General features: G+C 43.4%; 24 protein-coding genes. 17 read left to right on the top strand and 7 right to left on the bottom strand.

Features of this window, described 5'->3' with window-relative positions; translation table 11 throughout:
* The first annotated feature begins 99 nt into the window (after positions 1-99).
* Together KFK88_RS01130 and KFK88_RS01135 are read left to right on the top strand one after the other, a co-directional pair.
* Complete coding sequence (locus KFK88_RS01130; protein ID WP_223576815.1) at positions 100-987, top strand: ATP-grasp domain-containing protein; 888 nt, start codon at positions 100-102, stop codon at positions 985-987.
* 34 nt (positions 988-1,021) lie between these two features.
* Positions 1,022-2,023 carry a TraB/GumN family protein gene (locus tag KFK88_RS01135; RefSeq protein ID WP_223576816.1) on the top strand — a complete coding sequence of 334 codons (1,002 nt, stop codon included), beginning with the start codon at positions 1,022-1,024 and terminating at the stop codon, positions 2,021-2,023.
* 69 nt (positions 2,024-2,092) lie between these two features.
* On the opposite strand, the gene gorA is transcribed toward KFK88_RS01135, so the two are convergent.
* A complete protein-coding gene (gorA, locus tag KFK88_RS01140; RefSeq protein WP_223576817.1) occupies positions 2,093-3,472 on the bottom strand; it encodes a glutathione-disulfide reductase in 1,380 nt (459 codons plus the stop codon).
* 195 nt (positions 3,473-3,667) lie between these two features.
* Between gorA and KFK88_RS01145 the strand changes: the two genes are divergently transcribed.
* Genes KFK88_RS01145 through KFK88_RS01165 form a run of 5 tightly spaced genes read left to right on the top strand, consistent with a single transcriptional unit; the run spans position 3,668 to position 9,533 of the window.
* Positions 3,668-4,738 (top strand): CDP-glycerol glycerophosphotransferase family protein, encoded by a 1,071-nt coding sequence (locus KFK88_RS01145; RefSeq protein WP_223576818.1) that lies wholly within the window; start codon positions 3,668-3,670, stop codon positions 4,736-4,738.
* A gap of 14 nt (positions 4,739-4,752) precedes the next feature.
* Entirely contained in the window at positions 4,753-5,157 is a 405-nt protein-coding gene (locus tag KFK88_RS01150) for an adenylyltransferase/cytidyltransferase family protein (RefSeq protein ID WP_223576819.1), read from the top strand.
* A 2-nt stretch (positions 5,158-5,159) separates the two neighbouring features.
* Positions 5,160-5,918 carry a glycosyltransferase family 2 protein gene (locus tag KFK88_RS01155; protein WP_223576820.1) on the top strand — a complete coding sequence of 253 codons (759 nt, stop codon included), beginning with the start codon at positions 5,160-5,162 and terminating at the stop codon, positions 5,916-5,918.
* Between the two features lie 6 nt (positions 5,919-5,924).
* Positions 5,925-7,973: an oligopeptidase A gene (gene prlC, locus KFK88_RS01160; protein WP_223576821.1), complete on the top strand. Its 2,049-nt coding sequence runs from the start codon at positions 5,925-5,927 to the stop codon at positions 7,971-7,973.
* Between the two features lie 6 nt (positions 7,974-7,979).
* Positions 7,980-9,533, top strand: coding sequence for an FGGY-family carbohydrate kinase (locus KFK88_RS01165; RefSeq protein ID WP_223576822.1), 1,554 nt, complete (start codon positions 7,980-7,982; stop codon positions 9,531-9,533).
* Positions 9,534-9,594: 61 nt separating this feature from the next.
* On the opposite strand, the gene KFK88_RS01170 is transcribed toward KFK88_RS01165, so the two are convergent.
* The 3 genes from KFK88_RS01170 to KFK88_RS01180 are packed head-to-tail and all read right to left on the bottom strand — an operon-like array spanning position 9,595 to position 13,600.
* Positions 9,595-10,215: a TetR/AcrR family transcriptional regulator gene (locus KFK88_RS01170; protein ID WP_223576823.1), complete on the bottom strand. Its 621-nt coding sequence runs from the start codon at positions 10,213-10,215 to the stop codon at positions 9,595-9,597.
* Positions 10,215-11,024, bottom strand: coding sequence for an outer membrane lipoprotein-sorting protein (locus KFK88_RS01175; RefSeq protein ID WP_223576824.1), 810 nt, complete (start codon positions 11,022-11,024; stop codon positions 10,215-10,217). The genes KFK88_RS01170 and KFK88_RS01175 overlap by 1 nt, the downstream gene beginning before the upstream one ends.
* 41 nt (positions 11,025-11,065) lie before the next feature.
* Positions 11,066-13,600, bottom strand: a complete 2,535-nt coding sequence (locus KFK88_RS01180) for an efflux RND transporter permease subunit (protein WP_223576825.1) — start codon at positions 13,598-13,600, stop codon at positions 11,066-11,068.
* A gap of 156 nt (positions 13,601-13,756) precedes the next feature.
* On the opposite strand from KFK88_RS01180, the gene KFK88_RS01185 reads away from it, so the two are divergent.
* The gene (locus KFK88_RS01185) at positions 13,757-14,089 is read left to right on the top strand and encodes a DUF3703 domain-containing protein (protein WP_223576826.1); all 333 of its coding nucleotides are present in this window, start codon (positions 13,757-13,759) and stop codon (positions 14,087-14,089) included.
* 89 nt (positions 14,090-14,178) lie between these two features.
* A complete protein-coding gene (locus tag KFK88_RS01190) occupies positions 14,179-14,748 on the top strand; it encodes a DUF1415 domain-containing protein (protein WP_223576827.1) in 570 nt (189 codons plus the stop codon).
* Here the strand turns inward: KFK88_RS01190 and KFK88_RS01195 are convergent.
* Positions 14,723-15,343: a uracil-DNA glycosylase family protein gene (locus tag KFK88_RS01195; RefSeq protein WP_223576828.1), complete on the bottom strand. Its 621-nt coding sequence runs from the start codon at positions 15,341-15,343 to the stop codon at positions 14,723-14,725. The two genes, KFK88_RS01190 and KFK88_RS01195, sit on opposite strands and share 26 nt — an antisense overlap.
* Position 15,344: 1 nt before the next feature.
* A complete protein-coding gene (locus tag KFK88_RS01200; protein ID WP_223576829.1) occupies positions 15,345-16,175 on the bottom strand; it encodes an RluA family pseudouridine synthase in 831 nt (276 codons plus the stop codon).
* A gap of 42 nt (positions 16,176-16,217) precedes the next feature.
* Here KFK88_RS01200 and KFK88_RS01205 point away from each other — a divergent pair, with 42 nt between their 5' ends.
* Both KFK88_RS01205 and KFK88_RS01210 read left to right on the top strand, forming a co-directional pair.
* Entirely contained in the window at positions 16,218-17,000 is a 783-nt protein-coding gene (locus KFK88_RS01205; protein WP_223576830.1) for a class I SAM-dependent methyltransferase, read from the top strand.
* A 20-nt stretch (positions 17,001-17,020) separates the two neighbouring features.
* A complete protein-coding gene (locus KFK88_RS01210; protein WP_223576831.1) occupies positions 17,021-17,305 on the top strand; it encodes a peptidylprolyl isomerase in 285 nt (94 codons plus the stop codon).
* 10 nt (positions 17,306-17,315) lie between these two features.
* Here KFK88_RS01210 and rsmD read toward each other — a convergent pair whose 3' ends face one another.
* Entirely contained in the window at positions 17,316-17,921 is a 606-nt protein-coding gene (gene rsmD, locus KFK88_RS01215) for a 16S rRNA (guanine(966)-N(2))-methyltransferase RsmD (protein ID WP_223576832.1), read from the bottom strand.
* A 102-nt stretch (positions 17,922-18,023) separates the two neighbouring features.
* Between rsmD and ftsY the strand changes: the two genes are divergently transcribed.
* From ftsY to KFK88_RS01245, 6 genes are all read left to right on the top strand, one after another.
* Positions 18,024-19,388, top strand: coding sequence for a signal recognition particle-docking protein FtsY (gene ftsY / locus KFK88_RS01220; protein WP_223576833.1), 1,365 nt, complete (start codon positions 18,024-18,026; stop codon positions 19,386-19,388).
* A 28-nt stretch (positions 19,389-19,416) separates the two neighbouring features.
* A complete protein-coding gene (gene ftsE / locus KFK88_RS01225) occupies positions 19,417-20,097 on the top strand; it encodes a cell division ATP-binding protein FtsE (RefSeq protein ID WP_223576834.1) in 681 nt (226 codons plus the stop codon).
* Positions 20,094-21,065, top strand: a complete 972-nt coding sequence (gene ftsX, locus KFK88_RS01230) for a permease-like cell division protein FtsX (RefSeq protein WP_223576835.1) — start codon at positions 20,094-20,096, stop codon at positions 21,063-21,065. Before ftsE ends, ftsX begins: the two co-directional genes overlap by 4 nt.
* Positions 21,066-21,187: 122 nt before the next feature.
* A complete protein-coding gene (locus KFK88_RS01235; RefSeq protein ID WP_223576836.1) occupies positions 21,188-21,766 on the top strand; it encodes a YceI family protein in 579 nt (192 codons plus the stop codon).
* Positions 21,767-21,990: 224 nt separating this feature from the next.
* Positions 21,991-22,842, top strand: a complete 852-nt coding sequence (gene rpoH / locus KFK88_RS01240; protein ID WP_223576837.1) for an RNA polymerase sigma factor RpoH — start codon at positions 21,991-21,993, stop codon at positions 22,840-22,842.
* A 236-nt stretch (positions 22,843-23,078) separates the two neighbouring features.
* Complete coding sequence (locus tag KFK88_RS01245) at positions 23,079-23,870, top strand: substrate-binding periplasmic protein (RefSeq protein WP_223576838.1); 792 nt, start codon at positions 23,079-23,081, stop codon at positions 23,868-23,870.
* The last annotated feature ends 18 nt before the right edge of the window (positions 23,871-23,888 follow it).

Raw genomic sequence — 23,888 nt, forward strand, 5'->3', positions numbered from 1 at the left:
GCCAGTCTGCGGATTAGTTTAAAGACATTATCACAAAGCTATAGTAAGCTAATCATTAACACCTTCTAAGTGACTAAAATATAAAGGTTTATACTCATAATGAATATTGCTATCGCCAGTTGCTTTGATCTCCCAGACTGGGAAAAAGATGATCTTCCTTTTTTCCAAGAACTTGAGAATGTTGATATCCAATACCAGGTCGTCCCTTGGGATAGCGACATCAACTGGAGTCAATTTGACGCCTGCCTTCTGCGCACCACCTGGGATTACCAAGAACGCATAGACGAGTTTATGTCCTGGATTAATCACGTCAGCACTCAAACTGACCTAATAAATCCCAAGTCGATTATTGAGTGGAATAGTCATAAGCGGTATTTAAAAGACCTTCAGCAGGCCGGAATCACAATAGCCCCTTCTGAGTGGTTAACACAGGGAAAACAGTACGATATCCAAGCACTGATGCACCAGCATGGTTGGGAAAAAGGCTTTATAAAGCCCCTTATTGGCGCTAATGCCCGTGAATGCTTACCTTTTGATAATAATCCGAAAGGTATTGCTGATGCTCAGAAACATGTCGACCGACTTACTCCAGCAGAGGACCTCGTGTTACAACCCTACTTAGCCAACGTTGAGTCTTTTGGTGAAACTTCTGGAATCTTTTTTGCAGGTCAATACAGTCACGGCACTCGAAAAGTCCCTGTACAGGGAGACTTCCGAGTACAGGATGATTATGGAGCGAGCGACTTTGGGTACCAGTTATCAGACGAAGAGTTGGCGTTGGCGCAGAAGGCTATAGCATTTGTGACCGAAAAGTTTAGTCTTCCACTGTATGCAAGAGTCGACTTCCTGCACCACAAAGACGGAGCCGCCTATGTTAATGAAGTGGAACTCATCGAACCTTCATTATTTTTCAGGCATGGTGGTAAAGACAGTTGTCGCTTATTTGCACAGTCACTTGCAAAGTTTATTAACGATACCCATCTTTAGAAGATGAGATTATGAATTCATTATGGAGACAATTATGAACAAATTTTTAGGGATCCTTCTGGCTGGCCTAGTTGGCTTGCAGGGCTGTAGCAGTGAATCTGCCAAACCACAAAGCGATAGCCCAGCAAATAAGGGGGTTCAAACCTCTGATCCACTACCCAAAGCGGACTCATCGAAAAACGAAGGTACCTCTGAGACTAGTCAAGCAGTCAGCGAAGACTACACACCTGCCTTATGGAAACTTGAATACAAAGGTAAAACCTCTTACTTATTTGGCTCTATCCATATGGGCGACGCAAGCATGTACCCTTTGCCAGAGGCTGTGACAAAAGCCTTTGAAGGTTCTGACACCCTAGCCGTTGAAATTGATCTGAGCAACGTTAACCAAATGGAGATGGCCCAAAAGATTCAACAAATAGCGATCGATCCAGAAAATCCTTTAGAAACAGTATTAAAAGAAGACACACTGTCGGAGTACAAAGAATATTGCGAAGTCACCAAAAGCCCTTGCGGCATGTTCAGTACGTTTGAACCCTGGTTTGCGGCGATGACTTTAGAAGCTCTTAATATGCAACAATCGGGCTACAGTGAACAATATGGCATCGACATGTACTTCTTAAAACAAGCCCGTGACACCAAAGCTATTGCTGAACTAGAAACGATCAACTTCCAGTTAGATATGCTTGATGGTATGCCACTAAATATCCAAGATGCATTCCTCTACTCCGTGGTGACAAAAGAAGGAGATGAAACTGACAAGCTGGTTGATGCATGGAAAACTGGCAATGTCGAAGCCTATGTCGAAAATAGCTTCGAAGATGCTAAAGAGTCTGGAATCAATGAAGAGGACTACAGCTACTTCATGGATACACTTTTATATAAACGAAATAAAGGGATGGCCGATGAATTAGCTAAACTTATTGAGCAAGGTAAGTCAGTTTTCGCCGTGGTGGGGGCAGCCCATTATGGTGGCGATAAAAGTGTAAACCACTATCTTGAAGAAAAAGGTTTCTCAATAGAGCGTGTTAGCTATTAATTACTCATGCTATCAAATAAAAAGCCCTAAAATGTTAGGGCTTTTTTAATGCAATAACCTTTACACTTACTATCGCATAGTGACAAACTCTTCAGCCGATGTTGGATGTATCGCAACAGTATCATCTAGATCAGCTTTAGTCGCTCCCATCTTAAGCGCAACGGCAAACCCTTGAAGTATTTCATCAATTCCAAAGCCGATGCCATGAATTCCAACCACGCGCTCTTCTGGCCCCGCGCAAACCAATTTCATTTTTGTCGGCTCACGGTGCTGAGTTAAAGCAGAGTACATGGCGGTAAAAGAAGAGGTGTAAACCTTAATATTATCTTCACCATACGTTTCATTTGCTTGTATTTCTGACATCCCAACGGTACCAATTGGAGGATGACTAAAAACCACAGTCGGTACATTGGTATAATCTAAAAACTCTGACTCTTTATTATTAAATAAACGCTCGCACAACCGTCTACCAGCTTGAATTGCCACAGGCGTCAAAGCTAATCGTCCGGTGTTATCACCTATCGCATAAATTCCTTTAGCCGTTGTGTTCTGGTACTTATCCGTCTTGATATACCCTTTCTCATCTTTCGTAACATTGGTATTTTCTAAGCCGAGGTCTTTTGTCGCAGGGCCACGTCCAATCGCCCAAACCAAAGTATCAACTGGACCAATCGTGTCTCCATTCTCAAGATGAACAACAAGCTCGCCAGTCTCTAATTTCTCCACAGACCGAGGAACGCTATGCGTATGCAAGGTTGGGCCTGACTCACGCATCACATCGACCAAAGTATCTGATAGCAGATCATCAAACTCACGCAAGGGTTTATGCTTCCTCACGACCAAGTGCGTTTCTGTGCCTAAGGCATGAAACACCCCTGCAATTTCTACGGCGATGTACCCAGCGCCGATGACTGCAGCCCGTTTGGGTTGTTCATTTAGCTCAAAAAAACCATCAGAATCAATACCATACTCAGCTCCAGGGATGTCTGGAATAATTGGGTAGCCACCCGTTGCTATTACAATGTGATCTGCCGTGTAACGCTGACCATTGACTTCAACTGCATTTTTACCGACAAATCGAGCAAAACCTTCAATCACATCAACGTTATTATTGCCTAAATTCCTTTCATAACTCTGGTGAATTCGAGAGATATACGCTTCGCGACTGTCGACTAATTTACTCCAAGAAAAATCGACTTTGTTTGCCTCAAACCCATAGTCTGGTGCGTATTTAAAGGCCTCAGCAATTTGAGCTCCATACCACATGGCTTTTTTCGGCACGCAACCAACATTTACGCAAGTCCCGCCTAAGGCTTTTGCTTCAATTATGGCGGCCTTAGCACCATGCATTGCCGCACGATTAGCTGAAGCAATACCACCACTACCACCACCAATAGCGATAAAATTATAGTGGTTGCTCGAATCTCTTTTAGATTGTCTATCAGTCATGGTTATTTTTCACCAATTCTGTTTATAATGTGCTGATTATAAACACATTAAGTCAATATTTAGAAGCTACTCACATCACAGGGACACGCTTTAGAAACTAATTTCTGAGCAATGAATCGGAATAATTCACATATTCATCAGAAGAGAGTTTCTCTATTGCCGTAACTATCAAGAAATTGTTAAGACGTTATCACTGTGAAAATATATTTTGATGTTGCTTACCTGTATTATTTGCCTCACTTTGAACCAGTCATGGACGCATTGACTGCGAACAGTGGCGGTGCTGTTGAAATACATGCAGTATTCACTTCCTCACCGCCCCAGCCCATTGAAGAGTCACTGAAGCACAAAAATGTTACAACTCATTTAATCTCTAGCGAAGAAAGGCTGTCGTTTTATCAAAGTCAATGCCCAGACTGGGTTATCTTTGGTCATGCAGCTAATATCGCAGAAGACCTGAACTCCGTCTGCTCTACGGCATTAATTCTTCATGGTTTGGGCCCAAAATCCACCTATTACAATGCCTCTAGCGCTTCGATTCAGTACCGCTTTGTGGAGTCTGACGTCCGGAAAAAACGTCTACAGCAGCTCTATCCAGATAAAACCTTTATCAAAACTGGTTACACCAAACTGGATCCAATAATCAACAACGATGACATAAAGCTAGACTTGTCATCCCTTGGGCTTAACCCAGAAAAGCCTACACTGCTGTACTCCCCAACATTTTATCCCAGTACAATTGAAAACTTCCCTAAAGACTGGCCAGAAGAATTTAGCGACTATAATGTTCTGTTAAAACCGCACTATTTATCACTGATCAAGTCTGCCTATAAAAAGCAGCGCCAGCTTCTAGAGCATTGGGCAACTTATGACAATGTGTATTTAGCAGATATTAGCGAACAAAACCTAGTACCCTTTATGGCAACTGCAGATCTGATGATCAGCGAAACCTCATCCGCGTTATTCGAGTTTATTGCTCTAAACAAACCCGTGATAATTTGCCATTTCTTAAAGCTCCGCTGGGGCTACCGAGGTTTACTCAGGTTTCGTTTAAATAAACGATTATCTGATGACTTTGAACTCTTTCAGTCAATGGGGACAAACATCAAACAATACTCTGAACTAAAAACAGCGGTTAAGAATAATATAGAGCAACCCTCTACTCATGAGAGTGCTCGACGTTCGATTACCAATGAAGTCGTGGGTACTGTTGACGGCCAGTGTTCTACACGCGTAGCCCACTTTCTTTTAAGTCACTCATCATAACGTAAGGTCTGCATATGCGAGTCATTACTTTCGGTACTTTTGATGTCTTTCATGTTGGGCATATCAACATCCTTGAGCGCGCACGAGCATTAGGCTCAGAACTTTATGTCGGTGTTTCTTCCGATCAGCTCAATTATTCAAAAAAAAATCGCTATCCTATTTATTCTGAAGAAGACCGTATGCGTATTATCAGTGCACTAGCGTGCGTCGATTTTGTTTTTCCTGAAGAATCTTTAGAGCTTAAACCAGAATATATCAAACAATACAATGCAGATATATTGGTCATGGGGGATGATTGGCAAGGTAAATTTGATCATTTCTCAGAGTTATGCGAGGTTAAGTATTTACCGCGCACTCCGTCCATATCTACGACCGAAATTATAGAAGTAGTGCGTCACAAAACACCTGGGAAAAATTAAACATGGAAAAACTCCCCATAAGCGTCTTTATTGTTGCTCAAGATGAAGAACAACATATCGGTCGTTTATTAGACAGCTGTCAAAACTTTGCTGAAATTATCGTGGTCGATAGTGGAAGTAGCGATAACACAAAAGTCATAGCTGAAAATAAAGGGGCCAAAGTCATTCACCAAGACTGGCTAGGCTATGCCAAACAAAAACAATATGCCATGAGCTTGTGCCGATGTGACTGGGTTTTGAACCTTGATGCTGATGAGCAGTTAACACCAGACCTCATAAATGAATTCAAGCGATTTGTTTCCTCTGATCATGATTACGTTGCGTTGAAGTGTAGAAGGAACGACCTGTTTATAGGAAGTTTCTTTTCAAACCTAACAAGATTACCTACAAACACTCGATTATTTAAAAAAGGTACTGTCGAGTACTATCTTGATAATTTAGTTCATGAAGGGCCTAAGATATCTGGAAAGGTAAAGAACACCTCTAAGTCTTTCAATCATTACGGTTATGCCAATATCAGCTTACTCACTAAAAAATATAATACATACTCAACGCTTAAGGCAGAAGAGAAGCACCAAAAGGGGAAGCGATTCTCCATGCTTAAATTGCTACTCATCTACCCTCTTGAGTTTATACGGCACTACCTCATTTATCGCTACTGTTTTTCAGGAGCTCGGGGCTTTATATTTTCACATTTATCCGCATATTATGCGTTATCTAAAGAAGCAAAATTATACGAGCTGAATAAAACATCTAAGTAGGTACTTATGTCTAACCCGTTATTGAATTTAACTAACTTACCACCATTCAAAGAAATACAACCTTCTCATATGGTTGAAGCGGTAGAAACCATCATTAACAACAGTCGCCAAGCCATTAATAGCCTTACTGACAACCTAACCCTTGAAACCATTACATGGGATAACTTTGTTAAACCTCTAGAAGAGATTAACGATCAACTGGATCGTGCTTGGTCCCCTATTAGTCACCTCAATTCAGTTGCCAATTCCGATGAGATTCGTGAAGCTTACAACGCCTGCCTTCCAATATTATCTGAATACGGAACGGAAATGGGCCAGCATCAAGGACTGTTTAATGCAGTAAAAGCTCTTAACGAAAAAGCAGAATCGCTCTCGCTTGATGAAGTTCAGCGCAAGATCCTAAAAGATGATTTACGTGATTTTAAATTATCCGGAGTGGCTCTTAGTGACGACAAGAAGCAACGTTACGGTGATATTCAAAAACGGTTATCAGAACTGACCTCAAAATTCGAACAAAACCTATTAGATGCCACTATGGCATGGCACAGAGACTTCGATGATAAAGCATCCCTTGATGGCCTTCCTGACTCAGCTATCTCTGCAGCGAAACAAACTGCCGAACTGGCTGGCGTTGAGGGCTATCGAATTACTTTAGACTTTCCCTCCTACTTACCTGTAATGATGCATGCCAATGATCGAGAACTACGTAAAGACGTTTACACGGCATTTGCAACTCGAGCCTCAGATCAAGGGCCTAATGCAGGTGAATTTGATAACAGCCAACTGATGCCCGAAATCTTGTCATTAAGACACGAGCTAGCACAACTTCTTGATTTCAAACACTACGGCGAACTTTCGTTAGCCACAAAGATGGCTCAATCAACAGAACAGGTCATCGACTTTTTGAATGAGTTGGCAGAGAAGTCAAAACCACAAGCAAAAAAAGATCTCGAGGAGTTAACTCGTTACGCAAAAGAGCAACATGGTATTGATGAGCTTCAAGCTTGGGACTTAGCCTACTACAGCGAAAAGCTAAAAAATGATCGCTACAGTATTTCCCAAGAAGAATTGCGCCCATGGTTTCCTGAAAACCAAGTCATAAAAGGCATGTTTGAAATCACTGGGACTTTATTCAATATTTCGTTTCAAGAACGTGAAGACGTTGAAACTTGGCACAAAGACGTACGTTTCTTTGATATTTATGATCGTAATAGTAACTACATCGCAAGCTTTTACTTAGACCTTTACGCTCGTCGTAATAAACGAGGCGGTGCCTGGATGGCTGACTGCATAGGTCGACGTAAAACTAACCAAGGCATACAACGCCCAGTTGCTTTCTTAACTTGTAACTTTAACGGCCCCGTGGGTGACACGCCAGCTTTATTCACGCATGATGAAGTCACTACCTTATTCCATGAGTTCGGACACGGCTTGCACCATATGTTAACTGAAATTAATCATGCTTCAGTGGCTGGTATTTCAGGCGTACCATGGGATGCCGTCGAACTTCCAAGTCAGTTTCTGGAAAACTTTTGCTGGGAAGAAGAGGGCCTAGCAAAAATTGCACAGCATTATGAAACTGGCGAACCTCTTCCGACCGAAAAGCTTGAACGACTGCTTGCTGCCAAAAACTTCCAGTCCGCCATGCAAATGGTTCGTCAACTAGAATTCTCCTTGTTTGACTTTAAAATCCATAGTGAATTTGATCCTTCTAACCCAGATCAAATTCAACAGCAACTGAATCAAGTCCGAAAGCAAGTCGCGGTGATACGCCCTCCTGAGTTTAATCGTTTTCAGCATAGCTTTGGCCATATTTTTGCTGGTGGCTATGCTGCTGGTTATTACAGCTACAAATGGGCTGAAGTCTTATCTGCTGATGCTTTCTCACGATTTGAAGAAGAGGGAATCTTTAACCCTAAAACCGGACATGATTTTTTGACCTATATTTTGCAAAAAGGTGGCTCCGCGGAACCTGATGAACTGTTCAAAGCCTTTAGAGGTCGTGAGCCTTCGCCAGACGCCCTCCTCCGTCATTCTGGTATCGGACAGGTGTAAAATTCCTTGAGCGATAAAACGATACTCGCGATAGACAATGGTACGCAAAGTCTGCGTGCCATTATTTTTGACCTTGAAGGGAATATCCTCGCTAAAAGTCAAATTCCAATTACAGACTATCAATCACCTCAGTCAGGTTGGTACGAACTTAACCCAACTCAATTTTGGGATACATTATGCTTGGCATGCCAGAGGTTAAAGTCTACTGCTCCTGACCACTTTAGTGCAGTTCAAGCAGTATCTGTAACCACACTTCGCAATACCGTCGTAAACCTTGGTATTGACGGACAACCTTTGCGTCCAGCCATTATTTGGACTGATCAACGTAAGTTTGAAAACTACGAGCCACTCAAGGGCTATTGGAAATATTTATTTAAGATAGCTCAGTTAAATGACACTCTTGAAAACTTCCAGTCCAGTTGTCAGGCAGCGTGGATTGCCCATCATCAACCTGAGATTTGGAGTAAAACTCATAAATACCTCCTTCTTTCGGGGTACCTTAACTACCAACTCACTGGCGAATACAAAGACTCCGTTGCATCTCAAGTCAGCTACATTCCCTTCGACTATAAGCATCACCAATGGGCTAAACCATCCGATTGGAAGTGGCAAATAGCCCCTGTTGAATTGAATCAACTACCAGAATTGGTTAAGCCTGGTGAACTCATTGGTCACTTACAAGATAAGTCCGCTAAAGCGACAGGACTACCACAAGGCACACCAGTCATTGCCGCTGGTGCAGACAAAGCATCTGAAGTACTTGGATCGGGCTGTTTAGAGCCGAGCCAAGTGTGTTTAAGTTATGGAACTACCGCAACGATCAATGTCACCAGCGAAAAATATCTAGAGCCCATTCGGTTTATACCTCCTTACCCATCCTCTGTTACCGACTCTTACACTTTAGAGTTTCAAATTAACCGCGGCTACTGGATGGTCAGCTGGTTTAAAGAAGAGTTCGCTCATGCAGAACAACTGCGATCCAAAGAGCTTGGTATATCCACAGAACAATTGCTCGAACAATCAGTTGCAAATATTCCTCCAGGTTCCGATGGGCTAATGCTACAACCTTACTGGGCACCTGGAGTAAAAATTCCTGGTCCCGAAGCAAGAGGAGCTATTATTGGCTTTAAAGACACTCATACAAAATCACACGTCTACCACGCAATTTTAGAAGGTATTGCCTATAGCCTCAAAGAAGGACTTGAGAAGATCCAAAGAAAAACTAATCACAAAATAACAGATCTGTATGTCTCAGGCGGCGGATCGCAAAGCGATACCAGCATGCAACTTACTGCTGATATTTTCAACTTACCCGCAATTCGACCTCATACTTATGAAACTTCCGCTCTAGGAGCTGCCATCAATGCAGCGGTTGGCATGGGTTTTTATGATAGTTACAAAGAGGCTGTTCAGTCCATGTGTCGACAAGATAAAACCTTTCACCCTAATCCAGACACTGTAAAAGTTTATTCACAACTGTATAACGACACCTATAAACAGATGTATAAACGACTCAAACCATTGTATAAGAAACTACATAAAATTGACGGACTGGACTAAAAGAATAAAAGTAGACAGGTTGGTAGTCTTCATATCGACTACCAGCCTTCAGAATTACTTATTAGGTACGTAGACCTTCAACATAGTCTTGCAAACATTCTCCAGCCTCGTAAAACGCTTTATCATCCATATAGCATTTACATTGACCGATAATACCTTCCACTGCTGCATTTAAGAATCTAGCAACATTATTTGGTTTCGCCGAAGCTCTGATGTACCCATCCTTTTGTCCGCGCTCGAGTGTTTTTACCAAAGCGTTATGCCAATCATCCCAAATACCCGCAATCCGCGTTCTAAAAGACTCATCCAATGGCGACATTTCTTGGGTTAAATTATTCAGCGGACAACCTGTATGCAATTCCTTAACCGTAATCTCGTCCCTCGCCTCATGGAATAATTCGATCAAACCATCTATCGGATTCTTAAAATCTTCAAGCGGTTCTATCCAACGCTCTTCAACCCAAGGCTTTAAGACTTCATCAATCACAGCTAAACCCAATTCTTTCTTGCTGCTGAAATGGTGATAAAACGCCCCTTTGGTTAAGGCTGCCTTTTTAAGCACACCATCAACACGTAGCCCCTGATAGCCTTTAAGGAGGATCTCCTCAAAGGCTATATCAAGTATTTTTTGGCGCGTTGCGTCAGCATTTCTAACGCTAACCTTATCTATTGCTACGGACATTAGCGCGCTCTTTTAAGACTACTCTTGTTGAAGTCGTCTTCATCAAGACCTGTATTAAATTGGTAATCACTCCATTTTACCACAGTGCTTTTACCTGTTTGATGATTGGTCATGACCTGCTTGTGGCCGCGCCAGTACTTGTCTAAATATTGTTTGAAGTCAGAAACTTCCATTGTTTTTAGAGCATCTCCTTTTTGATCGAAAAATTCAATTCGATGAACTCTAAAGTGCTCTTGGTCAACCCATGTTATGGTTTTGCTATAACCTGAGTTATCGTAAGTTGGGTAAGATTCAACAACATAAACCTTTTCACCATCTATCTCGTCTTCACGCAAGAATTTGTAATCGTATTTCTCAACTTCGAATGATGATAAGTCCTCATAAGCAAACTCACTCCCCATCCAAGGGCCCGACTTATTAGATGAGGAAATACGCTTTACACGCTTCAAAGCTGGCAAGTAAAGCCATTGATCGTCGTTACCTTCGATGTGCGAATAGGTTAAAAAAGCCGTACCTTCAACGTCACGCGGCTCGTCAAAAACGCTTAATCCTTTATCGCCGTCACCTTCGACTTCTAAGCTTTTCACACGAACTTTTCGATCCGTTTCGTTGCCACTTTTGTCACGCAAAATCATCGTCATTTTTGCTTCACTATCGCCCCACCCAGTGTTATGGGCCTTCATCGCTTTGGCAACAGCAAGTCCTTTTTCTTTCGCGTCACTGATTTCAGCGATACGTTTATTTGCATCGTCAGCGCTCACTCCAACACTGGCTAAAAACAAACTTGCCAATATCAAAAACTTTTTCATCAATAACTCCTAATGGATTGTGTTCATTAAAACTAATGTATTTATTTGGCCTTTTTACGGTCTAACAGCATTAACAAAGGCGGTAATAGTAAGAAATCAATAATAAGCGCAGCTGCTAGGGTAATCGCTGTTAGTATTCCCATATGGCTATTCATGACATAGTGCGACATTCCTAATACTAAGAATCCTAATACTAAGACAATCGTTGTTACCGTTAGTGCCATGCCCACGGTTTGGAAGGCGTACTTTACCGCAGCATGGGAGTCCAACCCTTTTTCTCTACGAGCTCGTAAATACTTACTCAAGAAGTGTACGGTATCATCGACTACAATACCTAAAGTCATGCCTGTTACTACGGATAAACCCATACCAACCTGACCCTGGAATATCGCCCAAATACCAAACGCCACAGCCATCGGCACAATGTTTGGAATTAAGCTTAATAACCCAAGCTTTAATGATCGTAACGCGAAGATAAGCAACAAAGAAATTAGTACTAACGCCCACGCGGTTCCTTCCAACATAGAATAAATATTATTCTGACCAACATGCGCAAACATCACCGCCGGACTTGAACCTTGCACTTCATAATCTGGCGCATTCTGCTCAAACCATTGTGAAAATTTTTCTTCAAGCGCCAACACTTCTATACTCGATAAGTTATGCAGTGCTATTTGCACACGCGTTCCCGCTTTGTCGCTGCTGACTTGGTTATTGAGATCCATGCCCTTCGGCAACGACATTTCATACATTAACGTAAACTGTGCTGTCAGCTCGCGAATGCGCGTATTAAGATCGGTGCCCTCTTCCGCCTCTTTGAGTACCTGATTACAGTTTTCGTTTAAACTTTTCTCTGGTAGCGCGTAGCATTCCTCGCGATCAGCGTTCATGCTTTTGTTTAAACGCTTCATGACGTCGGTATAGCTTTGCACGTGAATCACTTCCGGCTGTTGTTCCGCAAACTTGACGAAAGCCTGTAGCGTTGACATAAATTTAGGCTCGTGAATACCGTTCTCTTTCTCACCCTGAATGCTATAAAACATGGTGTAAAGACCTGTCAAATTTTCAGCGGTATAGTCAGAGTCCACTCTGAAATCGATCGTTTTATCAAAGTACTTTACAAACTCATCGTTGAGTTCATTTTTAGGCAGAAACGCTATTATTCCAATGCACACAACAGTCATTATCGGTAGCAACACTTTTCGCTTTGCCACCACGAAATCCGCAAACTGATCCATTTTTTCATGCTTCGCCGAACGCCCACTCGAGACCTTTGTTGGCAATAACATAATAAACGCTGGCAAGAACGTAATTGAAAATATAAACGCAAACGTCACGCCCATAGCAACCACATTACCAAGATCCTGTAATGGTGGGACGTCACTGAAGTTCATAGTCAGGAAACCAATTACGGTCGTGATACTGGTCAAGAATATGGGCATCATATTGATACGAATACTCTCAACCATTGCTTCTTTCTTCGCCATGCCGTGACGCAAGCTTTGCATATAAGTCACTAACAGATGAACTGAGTCGGCCACGGCCATCGTCGCTACAACTGTAGGCACTGAAAATACTGGTGCGGTTAAGAAAATGCCTAACCACCCTTCCATACCCATCGCGCCAGCAATGGAGAAAATGATGATGAGAACGCTACCGATGGTACCGCTGACACTACGCACCATGAAGAATAGCGCTAAGGGAATGACCAGCAATAGCATGATCGGGGTTAACGTCATCATGTCACCTAAGCCCGTTTCAGCGAAGGCGGTGTTCATCATGACCACACCGGTTAAACGGACCTCTAGATTAGGGTTACGTTCTTCGACTTGAGCTTTTAGGTCACGCACAAAGTCGGCAACCTTTTGTGTCGCCGTCATGATTTCCGTTTTCTTTTTTTCTCTTTCTTCGCCTTCTAGACCCTCTAGGTCCTTATCATCAGGTACTTGTACCGTGATGTTAACTGCCGTGACACTACTCTGAGGATTAATCATCCGATTCACGACTTGTGGCTCGTTGAGCACAATCTGTTCCAGCCGTTCGAGTTGATCTTGCGACATCCCATCAATCATTTCGGGCGTTACCGACTCGTGCTCGCAAGTGCTATCGAAATCTGCTGATTTGGCTGGCACACAGAGTAATGCCCCGACCAACATGTAGTCTTCATCCTCAGGCGTTACCCAAGTATGTTGATAATTAGTCACCGAATCGACACGTGTCGAATACGGTGTATGCCACGCCTTTTCGGTCAGCCACTGGATGGTCTTCAGTGTTTCTTTGCTAAACACCCCACCCTCTTTTGGCGTTAATACGATCATGGCGTTATCGGCCTTATCGTAAGTATCTTGAATATGGTCAAATGCCACTAGTTGAGGGTTATCTTCGGCGAAAAACACCCGATAATCAGGCTTTATCTCTAAAAACTTAGCTCCGTACATTGCTCCAAAAAGGAGCAATAAAGACGCTATTAATACGAACCAGGGGTGATTAACTACAAAACGCCCAAACTTTACGGTACGTGTTTGTTGGTTGCTGTGCTTTGAGATATTTTGTTCTTGATTGGTAGTTTTCGACATGAGATTCCCTCTCGCTTGCCATCAAAAGCCTAATTTGCGCCCGTGACAGGAGGTAAGAGCAGTCAGTAAGTAGTGTTGCTATTTAATAACAAACCAACTAGTCTGTCAAACTACTGATGGACAAAATACTGGCTTAACCCTGGGACACTAATGATCATGGAAACACTTGCTGAAAAGTTCCAATCTGAACTGACAAAAGGTAGGCAACTCTTTGAAAATAAAGACTATAATCGTGCTTTTCACCATTTTGAACGCGCCCATATATTAGGTCAGCCAAGTTATATCAGGCACGTCAGAAGCCATTATTGGATGCTACGTGTCGGACTAAAAATAATCGACTTTCGTGAAGTTGTAGGACAAATTATTCGGATTCTGGGGTCAGCAGGCTCACTTTTCGGCAAATACCCGGTTGGCAATACTGGCGGCGCGAACGTTTCACCCTTTAAACCCATGCCGATTCCCGATGACCTAAAGCCCTATTTGGAGTAGCGCCTTTTTTTGAAAGCCTAAACTACTGAGCAAGACTCAAGAACTCGCAGTTTGCTATAATCCCTACATCCAAACAGCATAAGAACACCATGACAGACCTACCCGTTGAAAATATTATCGCCAGCACTCGTTATTGGCTTTCTCAGACCGTTATTGGTTATAACTTCTGCCCTTTTGCCCGACGCGAATTTGTTCGAAATACCATTAACTACACAGTATCGTCGTCGAATAGTATCGAACCTGTGCTTTATGAGCTGGTCGATGAGCTCACAACCTTAGAGCAAAACCCCAACATCGAAACCATACTCATCATACTGCCACAAGGTTTCAATTCCTTTGATGATTACTTAGATTTAGTCGATTACAGTAACCAACTACTTGAACGGCTCGAATACACTGGCGTCTATCAAATCGCTACTTTCCATCCTGATTACTGTTTTGACGGCCTTGAAACCGATGATCCGGCTAACTATACCAATCGTTCACCCTATCCTATGCTCCATATTCTTCGCGAAGCCAGCCTCGACCGTGCCTTGGACAATTACGATGACCCCGAATCTATTCCAGAAAATAACATCAAGCTGGCCAGAGAAAAGGGGGGCGCTACCTTCAAAGATATTTTAAAACGGTCACTTAAGACAAAGCCTGAGTCACTTTAGCCCGCAACTCGGGCAATACCTCTTTTTCAAACCACGGATTCTTCTTTAACCAAATATTATTGCGCGGGCTAGGATGCGGAAGAGGGAAGTAAGTTAATGACTTTTCGATACCATTACTCTCTTTTTCACTACTTTTAATATCTATTTGCTGGTATTTATTCCAATTTTTCACAACTGGAGTTATTGCTTGTGATTTCTTAATACCTAAATGCCAATGCAACGCATATTGTCCGATCACCACCACCAGCTCTAGCTTTGATAACTTACTCAAGAGTTCATGTTGCCAGGTTTCTGCACAAATTGGGCGAGGAGGGAGATCGCCTGACTTACCTTTTCCTGGATAACAAAAGCCCATCGGCAATATGGCGAACTGACTATCATCGTAAAATACGTCTTCGCTAACACCAAGCCACTCACGGAGCCTTACACCGCTAGCATCGTCGAAAGGGCGACCGCGTTGGTGAGTGATTTGCCCCGGTGCTTGGCCAGCAATCAAAATTTTTGCATCAGGACTGAACTGGAAGATCGGTTTAGGCCCAAGGGGTAAGTCCTCACAGATAGTACAAGCCCTAACTTTATCCTTTATACCCTTCATACTACACCAGGCTATAAGACCTCATTTCACCGAAAATAGGGCATCTAAACGACAATTTAACCGCTTTTAGCTGCAGATCGGCATCATTTTCTTCTGCTTCCCCGTGCAGTCGATCACCAATAATAGGGCAACCCAAGCTGGCCAGGTGCCTTCTAATTTGGTGCTTGCGTCCCGTTTCAATTCGAACTTCTACTAAACTATTCACGCCCTCATGCGACAATTCGCGGGCATGACTGACAGCGGGCTTACCGTCTATGGGTTTGCTGACAGTGACTTCCTGCTGTGGTAACTTACCAACAATACTCGCTTGATAGATCTTTTCGACTTCTCGCTTGGCAAACATCTGGGATAAGGCGGCAGCCGCTTTTTTATTGTGCGCAAGCACCATCAAACCCGATGCAGCACGATCCAGCCGGTGTACGACATAGGTTTGACGGTTAAAGTCAAAGTATTGCTCAACCAACCGCCCCATCGAACAGTGATCACCCCACTTAGAACCTTGCGCCCAAACGCCATAAGGCTTATTCCACACCGAATAGTCACCTTCATCGGCAACCAGCTCTGGCATCTGGACCGTTTCGGCTAGTACTCCTTGGTTATAGTATAGGAACAGCTGATCGCCTTCTTTTATTTTGCTGTTTTTGCGACGGATAGGGCGTGCTGATCCTGTTTTATCTTTATTCTTCGATAGCCACACAGCACCTTTGGTCATGGCATCTTTTATTTTCTGCTTTGACAAACCGCTCTCAGAAGCTAATAATTCAAGCGGATTTTGTTCAGATGATGTGACTGGAACCTGCAGTTCAATTATTGATGATTCGGTTTCTATCATATTGAATATATTAACTTTTTAATGTTTATTGGTAGGCCATTAGTGACCGCAAACGTTGCTTTCTTTTCCAGACCAAGCGCACCCGAAGCTCCTAGTTTACTCAGGGAGCTACCCTCTGTCACTGATGAAAGCCTGCTAACTGATTACGACGGTTATTTTCATTATCAAGAGTCCGACTCTACCTTATTACTTACCTTTAGTGCTGTGCTCGATAATCATGTAGCTAGTCTCAACCTTGATTTAACCTCTGGTAAAATCGCCTATCGGCGTCAGCATGGAGGAGGGCGCAAGCAACACATCGCTAAAGCCTGTGGCCTAAAGCATAACTGGAACCCTTCAATTCTTGATGCTACCGCCGGCTTAGGACGCGATGCCGCTGAGCTACGCAGTCTAGGTTGCTCGTTACGCATGATCGAGCGTTCGCCCTATGTCGCCAGCTTACTAGAGGATGCGATTCAGCGTGCACGCCTCTCTCACGCGGAGCTATTCCAAACAGATTTTTCATTGCATCAAGGCCAGTCCGCGCAAATGATCCAGCGTCTGAGCCAGCAACAGCAACCTGACATTATCTACCTTGACCCCATGTTCCCACCAAAATCGAAGTCAGCGGCGGTGAAAAAAGACATGCGCTTAGTCAAACTCTTAGTGGGAAACGATCCAGATGCAGACGAACTCTTGCCAGCGGCTTTAGAACACGCAAAATACCGTGTCGTGGTTAAACGCCCTAGCTATGCGCCGCACCTTAACAATAAGAAACCCTCGATGAGCATTGAAAGCAAAGGCAATCGTTTTGACGTTTATGTGTTATCATCGCCAGAACTCTAAACTTTAATCCTTTCACAACAATGAAAACTGCCGCAGCCCTACACATATTGGTTAAGACGGAATCCGAAGCGAACGCTTTAAAAGCAAAAATAGAGAAGGGTGCTAATTTTTCGGATCTAGCAAAAAAGCACTCTATGTGCCCCTCCAAAAAGCAAGGGGGTGATCTCGGTGAGTTCAAAAAAGGCGCTATGGTGAAACCTTTTGACCAAGCAGTTTTTAGCAAAGGCAGCGATGATAAATCGGTCATTGGCCCGGTTAAAACCCGATTTGGTTATCACTTGATTCGGGTTTTATACACCAGTTAACTCTCAACAGTTAAAGTATTCGGTATAATCGATATTGCAGTTGCCCTGCTTTTTTATCTTTGAGTAGATCCCAGCCCTCAGGTATGTCTAGTTCTAAACCTTGCTCTATTTCTAGGTAAACTAATGTGCCTGAGCCTAGCAAGTTAGTATGTGCCAACTTACCTAGAACCTCTTGTGCCATGCCCCTGTGGAAAGGTGGGTCGAGAAAAATGATGTCATAAGGCTGAGCGTCTTTGTCAATAAACTGTTTTGCGTCTTGATGGATAACGTCACCGTCATCAGCTTCCAACACGCCTAAATTGGTTTCCAACTGTCGCACTGCTTTTTTATTAAGCTCCACAAAATCGACATGTGTCGCTCCACGCGATAACGCTTCGATCCCGATAGCACCTGAGCCGGCAAATAAATCTAAGCAACGCGCTCCACGCACCTCACTTTGTAACCAGTTAAACAAAGTTTCACGGATACGATCCAAACTGGGCCGCAAGCCTTCAACCTCAATAAATTTCAGCTTTCGACCTTTCCACTGACCGCCAATAATTCGAAACTGACCGCTCTTGTTTGGTTTTTTTGTGCTACGACGTTCATCGCTAAAAAATTTATCACGATTAGCCATAAGTTCCTCTACCGCTAGGTAAAAAGCTGACGCTTGCTTGTCTAAAATGATAGGATAGCGCTTTTATTGTGTTGAATAAATAGATAAGGTTCTGATCCGCTCATGAGCGATAACAAATCTAAAAAACGTGGCCTCTTTGGCTGGTTTGGTAAGAAAGAAGACGAACTTAGCAAAGAATCTAACAGTCACTTCTCACCTGAAGAATTAGAGGAAAAGCTGGAGCAGGCTGAAGAAGCCCTTGAGCATGCTATCGAACAGGACTTGGAAGGACAGCTCGACACTGAGCAAACTGATTCTGAGAAAAGCGATGCTCAAAAGGCGACGGAAAGTGATTCCATTGAACAGGAATCTCCTCAAGTAAAAGATCAGCCCGTAACAACCGAATCTATCCACGATAACCCGACTCCAGATCTGACAGATCGTGATAATCAATCGGATGAACCCGTCGATATCACTGAAGAGATAGACTCTATCCCAGAGCCAGCCCGCCCCGTTACTGCCGAAGAGACTCAAGAGAAACCGAGTAAAAAAGGTTTTTTCTCGCGGCTGAAAAGCGGTCTCAGCAAAACTCGCACCCAGCTCACCAGCGGAATTGCTGATCTGGTTCTTGGTAGCAAGCAAATTGATGACGACCTTCTTGAAGACATCGAAACGCAGTTGTTAATGGCGGATGTTGGCGTCGAAGCAACTCGCCGTATTATTGACGATTTAACGGAAAAGTCTGAGCGTAAAGAACTTAAAGACGCTCAAGCCTTAATGGACAGATTGCGTCTACTGCTTTCAGATATTCTTGAGCCTTGTAGTGCTCCGTTGGAGTTAACTCACAAACCGCACGTTATTTTAATGGTCGGCGTAAATGGCGTTGGTAAAACCACGACCATTGGCAAGCTCGCTAAGAAATTCCAACAAGAAGGCAAATCTGTGATGCTGGCCGCAGGCGATACCTTCCGTGCAGCAGCGGTTGAGCAGCTGCAAGTCTGGGGTGAACGCAATAATATTCATGTCACGGCCCAACATACTGGCGCCGACAGCGCTTCCGTAATCTTTGATGCATTACAATCTGCACAACGTCGCCAGATTGACGTATTGATCGCCGATACCGCAGGACGTTTACATACTAAGTCCAACTTGATGGACGAGTTAGCGAAAGTGAAGCGTGTCATGCAAAAGCTTGACCCAGGCGCGCCACATGAAGTGATGTTGGTGGTCGATGCTGGGACAGGTCAAAATGCACTGAATCAAGCAGAACATTTCCACAAATCGATTAATTTGACTGGTGTCACGATCACAAAACTGGATGGAACCGCAAAAGGTGGTATTATCTTTGCATTGGCGGATAAGTTACAGATTCCTATCCGCTTTATTGGCGTCGGCGAGGGCATCGACGACTTGCGTGAGTTTAATGCAGGCGACTTTATTGAGGCCTTGTTTACATCAGAGAACAATAGTGAGTCGTCGCCAGAGTAATCCATCAATAGGAATGTAATAACTATAAATGATTGAATTCCATCAGGTTTTTAAGCGTTACGAAGGTGGTCACGAGGCCCTAAAAGGCGTTAGCTTTGGCTTGCCTCGTGGCGAAATGGCTTTTTTAACCGGCCACAGTGGTGCGGGAAAAAGTACACTTTTAAAGTTAATTGCACTGATGGAACGCCCAACACGTGGGCAAATCATTCTTGATGATATCAATATTTCTAACGTCAAAGATCGCCAAATTCCCTATCATCGTCGTAAGATTGGCATGATTTTTCAAGATCATCGTCTGCTGTTCGACAGAACCGTTTACGATAATGTTGCTCTGCCATTAATCATAGCTGGTGTCTCCGACCGCGATATTCCAAAACGAGTACGCGCAGCTTTAGATAAAGTCGGTTTGCTAAATAAAGAGCGTCAGTTGCCAATTCAATTATCTGGCGGTGAGCAACAACGTGTTGGAATCGCCCGTGCCGTGGTTAACAAACCTCCACTGCTTCTTGCTGATGAGCCCACCGGTAACTTAGATCCAGAGCTGTCGGAAGATATTATGAACCTCTTTGCACAGTTCAACCAGGTTGGCGTCAGCGTACTTATAGCTTCGCATGACTTGGGACTGATAGCTCGAATGAAGCATCCTTTAATTACCTTGAAAGAAGGTCGCGCTATCCGCAATGAATTAGCCGAGGTGGATTTCGCATGAGTCCATCACGAAAATCTAGCGCTACCAGCTATAAAATCAGCTTCCGTGACCGTTTTCGAACAGCCCTAAAGCTCCACAAAGAAAATAGCATCCAAACCCTGCTGGATATCTTGCGCCAGCCTACGAATAGCCTGATGACCATCTTGGTGCTGGCTATTGCTCTTGCGCTCCCTTCAGCTTTCTATTTATTCATGACCAATGCCAAAGCAGTCTCTCAGTCTTGGGATGGTGGCGTAAAGATGGCGCTTTACTTAGACGATTCAACAACCGAGAAGCAAGCGCAAGACCTGTTAACTCAGCTCAATCTACGGCCTGAATTTAAGCAAGTGACTTTTGTCAGTAAAGAAGATGCGTTAACTGAATTTAAAGACTACTCTGGCTTTGGTGATGCACTGGACTATCTTGACAATAATCCCATGCCTTTCACTATCACGTTAGAGCCTACCAGCTCCTTCAGTGATCCAGAGCAACTTGAGGCGCTAGCCCAAGAGCTTGCGGGACTTCAACAAGTCGATCAAGCCAAGCTGGATAGTGACTGGATTAAGAAATACAACTCTATTCTCGATATTTCAGAGCAAATCGCTACATTTGTAAGCGCGATGCTCGCGCTTGGCGTTTTATTAATTGTTGGCAATACCATTCGCTTAGCCATTCTCAACCGCCGTGAAGAAATTCAAGTGATCAAACTGGTCGGTGCTACCGATGCCTTTATTCGACGCCCTTTCTTGTATGCGGGTTTTTGGTACGGGCTCATCGCAGCCCTGTTAGCGGCATTGATGGTCAATATCGTGTTCGTTTTGCTTAAGCAGTCCACCAGCCAACTCGCCCAACTCTATAGCAGTGAGTTCTCTTTGCTTGGCTTGGCGCCCAGCTTCACTCTTGGTCTACTGGTCATTGGTGCTTTGCTTGGTTTAACGGGTGCCTGGGTCTCCGTGCGCAAACATCTAAAAGACATTAATCCTCAGTAGCCCTATCCACTGCTGCAACTATTTACTGGCTAAATAGTCAATATTGATACTATGCATTTGATAGATGGCGCTAACCTTGATAAAAATAGCGCATCTATTTATTTATAAGCAAAGGAACCACCATGAAAAAATCCATCGCTACTGCACTAATGACAGCTGCTTTGACTTTCTCTACAGTTTCTTCGGCAAAACCTGTTGAATATGAGTTTGATACGGTTCATAGCCAGATTATATTCAAAATTAACCACTTAGGGTTTTCGAATTCGTTTGGTAAGTTCCCAACTTTCCGTGGTGAGCTAACGTTTGACCAAGACGACTGGTCTAACTCATCGACCAAGGTTGAAATCAAAGCAGCCTCTATCGACCTTGAGAACAAAAAGTGGAACGATCACATGAAGAATGCTGATTTTTTCCACGTCGATAAATATTCAAAGTTGAGCTTCAACAGCACCAAGCTTGAGAAAACAGGTGACAATACGGGTGTTTTGCATGGTGATCTGACTATTTTGGATAAAACACACCCTGTCAGCTTAGACGTTACTCTAAACAAAGCAGGCATTCATCCAATGTCGGAACAGCAACATGTCGGTTTTTCTGCTCGTGGCACGATTAAGCGCTCAGAGTGGGGCATGACTTATGGTGTTCCTGCTGTAGCTGACGACGTTCACATCATTATTGAAGTTGAAGCATCTGCTAAGTAATTGATTTTTTTATTCATAGCTTGGGTTCTATTGGTGGCTGGCTTGTGCCAGTCACACTTTCGATCAAAACCCCGTGTTTATTGACATTTCTTTACCTCAATTTTGATCATAAGGCTGAAACTTTTGCTATATTTAGCACTCTTATTGACAAAGTGCTAAAAAGTTAGCACTCTCGCCAAAAGAGTGCTAACATCTTGGTAATCACTAATTTTAGGAGGGGATGCATGAGCAATATCCCAATGAACATGGCGCTAGCAGTACCGACCGGTAGCATTGACGGATACGTCAGCACGGTCAACGCAATACCTGTTCTCTCCGCTGAAGACGAACAGGCACTAGCGCATCGCTTTAAAGACGAGAATGATCTTGACGCTGCACGCCAGTTAGTAATGGCTCACTTACGCTTTGTCGTACATATTGCAAAGAGTTACAGTGGCTATGGCTTGCCGCAGGCAGACCTTATTCAGGAAGGTAATATCGGCCTGATGAAGGCTGTAAAACGCTTCGATCCAACGGTAGGCGTGCGTCTCGTATCGTTTGCGGTACACTGGATTAAAGCGGAAATTCATGAATACGTACTGCGAAACTGGCGCATTGTTAAAGTAGCGACCACCAAGGCTCAGCGTAAACTGTTCTTTAACCTCCGTTCTAAGAAAAAGTCTTTGAACTGGTTAAATAATGAAGAAGTTAAAGCTGTAGCAGATGACTTAGGCGTTAAGCCGGAAGAAGTTCGTCGAATGGAAGGGCGCTTAAACGCTCGTGATGCTGCTTTTGACGCACCAGCCCAGGAAGATGACGACAGTGCAGCTTATGCTCCTGTTCATTACTTGGAAGCTTCGGATTCCGATCCAGCGGTCAGTGTTGAGCAAGAACAATGGCAAGGCCAGCGTGAAGAACGTTTGATGTATGCTTTGAAGACCTTGGATGATCGTAGCCAAGATATTCTGCAGCAACGCTGGTTAAGTGATCAAAAAGCAACGCTACATGAGTTGGCCGATAAATATGGTGTTTCTGCAGAGCGCATCCGTCAGCTAGAAAAGAACGCCATGAATAAGATTAAGAACGCGATTAACTAATCGTGTCTCTATATCTGTAAAAGCAGGCTTCGGCCTGCTTTTTTTGTACCCTACTTTTTTGTCATTTTGTATCCATTTGAACCTATTTTGTCACTCAGACTCTATTGCTGTATAAAAATTTGACACTTTTTGCCTAAAAAACCGTCTATTTTGCCTCTCAATACTTGATCCAGTTCACATTTCGTAGCAGTATAAAATACACACAATAAATAAACGCTGGACTGGGGAGGCGCTTAATGAAATTCACCAAGCTAATATCCGTACTATCTATCTTCCTACTTGCAGCTTGCGGTGGCGAGGATGATTCACAACAACAAAAAGAAGCAGCGAGCAAACCAAAGCGTGACTGTAATTTAACTATGGGTTGGGAATCTCGTGCCCCATACCAGTTCGAGCGTAATGGTGAGATTACAGGCATCGATATACAAATCTTCACACAAGCAGCTGATAAAATTAACTGTGATGTCACCTTTGTTGAAAAATCATGGACTCAGTTACTGACGGATCTAGAAAAAGGTGAAGTCGACGTGCTTGCAGGCGCAACGATAACGCCAGAAAGAGAAGCTTTTGCCAACTTTTCAACACCTTATCGTGATGAGTCCTTTACGTTATTCATCCGCGGAAGCAATAGCTATAACGGCAATACACTCAGCGGTTTCTTAAGCCGTAGTCAAAAAGTCGGCATTACGAGTGACTACTTTTACGGAAAAGAAGTTTACGAGTTGATGAACCACCCACAATACTCAAGCCTTTTTGTCGACTCTAAATCTGGCGAGCAAAGTTTCTTCAATATTCTGTATAGTGAAATTGATGGCGTTTTGGCAGATCCTGTAGAAGGTCACTACATCATTAAGCGCAAACGCCTAGACGACAAAATTAAAGCATCCAATGTCCACATCCCAAGCGACAGTGTTGCGTACATGTTTAGTAAAAAAACCATCCAGGACAAACGACTTACAGAGCTACAAGCTGCCATTAAAGAAATGGTCGCCAACGATAAAATTAAGCAAGTAATCGCTCAGTTTTAATTACCAATATCCTTACAA

This window comes from Kangiella taiwanensis (assembly GCF_020005165.1).
Taxonomy (GTDB): domain Bacteria; phylum Pseudomonadota; class Gammaproteobacteria; order Enterobacterales; family Kangiellaceae; genus Kangiella; species Kangiella taiwanensis.

Excerpts from the sequence above, each read along its gene's own strand:
- ftsE (WP_223576834.1), top strand. The coding sequence starts at position 19,417 with ATGATTGAATTCCATCAGGTTTTTAAGCGTTACGAAGGTGGTCACGAG.
- KFK88_RS01185 (WP_223576826.1), top strand. The coding sequence starts at position 13,757 with ATGGAAACACTTGCTGAAAAGTTCCAATCTGAACTGACAAAAGGTAGG.
- KFK88_RS01200 (WP_223576829.1), bottom strand. The coding sequence starts at position 16,175 with ATGATAGAAACCGAATCATCAATAATTGAACTGCAGGTTCCAGTCACA.
- KFK88_RS01150 (WP_223576819.1), top strand. The coding sequence starts at position 4,753 with ATGCGAGTCATTACTTTCGGTACTTTTGATGTCTTTCATGTTGGGCAT.
- KFK88_RS01135 (WP_223576816.1), top strand. The coding sequence starts at position 1,022 with ATGAACAAATTTTTAGGGATCCTTCTGGCTGGCCTAGTTGGCTTGCAG.
- KFK88_RS01155 (WP_223576820.1), top strand. The coding sequence starts at position 5,160 with ATGGAAAAACTCCCCATAAGCGTCTTTATTGTTGCTCAAGATGAAGAA.
- KFK88_RS01210 (WP_223576831.1), top strand. The coding sequence starts at position 17,021 with ATGAAAACTGCCGCAGCCCTACACATATTGGTTAAGACGGAATCCGAA.
- KFK88_RS01195 (WP_223576828.1), bottom strand. The coding sequence starts at position 15,343 with ATGAAGGGTATAAAGGATAAAGTTAGGGCTTGTACTATCTGTGAGGAC.
- KFK88_RS01130 (WP_223576815.1), top strand. The coding sequence starts at position 100 with ATGAATATTGCTATCGCCAGTTGCTTTGATCTCCCAGACTGGGAAAAA.
- rsmD (WP_223576832.1), bottom strand. The coding sequence starts at position 17,921 with ATGGCTAATCGTGATAAATTTTTTAGCGATGAACGTCGTAGCACAAAA.
- ftsX (WP_223576835.1), top strand. The coding sequence starts at position 20,094 with ATGAGTCCATCACGAAAATCTAGCGCTACCAGCTATAAAATCAGCTTC.
- gorA (WP_223576817.1), bottom strand. The coding sequence starts at position 3,472 with ATGACTGATAGACAATCTAAAAGAGATTCGAGCAACCACTATAATTTT.
- KFK88_RS01170 (WP_223576823.1), bottom strand. The coding sequence starts at position 10,215 with ATGTCCGTAGCAATAGATAAGGTTAGCGTTAGAAATGCTGACGCAACG.
- KFK88_RS01235 (WP_223576836.1), top strand. The coding sequence starts at position 21,188 with ATGAAAAAATCCATCGCTACTGCACTAATGACAGCTGCTTTGACTTTC.
- ftsY (WP_223576833.1), top strand. The coding sequence starts at position 18,024 with ATGAGCGATAACAAATCTAAAAAACGTGGCCTCTTTGGCTGGTTTGGT.
- prlC (WP_223576821.1), top strand. The coding sequence starts at position 5,925 with ATGTCTAACCCGTTATTGAATTTAACTAACTTACCACCATTCAAAGAA.
- KFK88_RS01190 (WP_223576827.1), top strand. The coding sequence starts at position 14,179 with ATGACAGACCTACCCGTTGAAAATATTATCGCCAGCACTCGTTATTGG.
- rpoH (WP_223576837.1), top strand. The coding sequence starts at position 21,991 with ATGAGCAATATCCCAATGAACATGGCGCTAGCAGTACCGACCGGTAGC.
- KFK88_RS01245 (WP_223576838.1), top strand. The coding sequence starts at position 23,079 with ATGAAATTCACCAAGCTAATATCCGTACTATCTATCTTCCTACTTGCA.
- KFK88_RS01180 (WP_223576825.1), bottom strand. The coding sequence starts at position 13,600 with ATGTCGAAAACTACCAATCAAGAACAAAATATCTCAAAGCACAGCAAC.
- KFK88_RS01175 (WP_223576824.1), bottom strand. The coding sequence starts at position 11,024 with ATGAAAAAGTTTTTGATATTGGCAAGTTTGTTTTTAGCCAGTGTTGGA.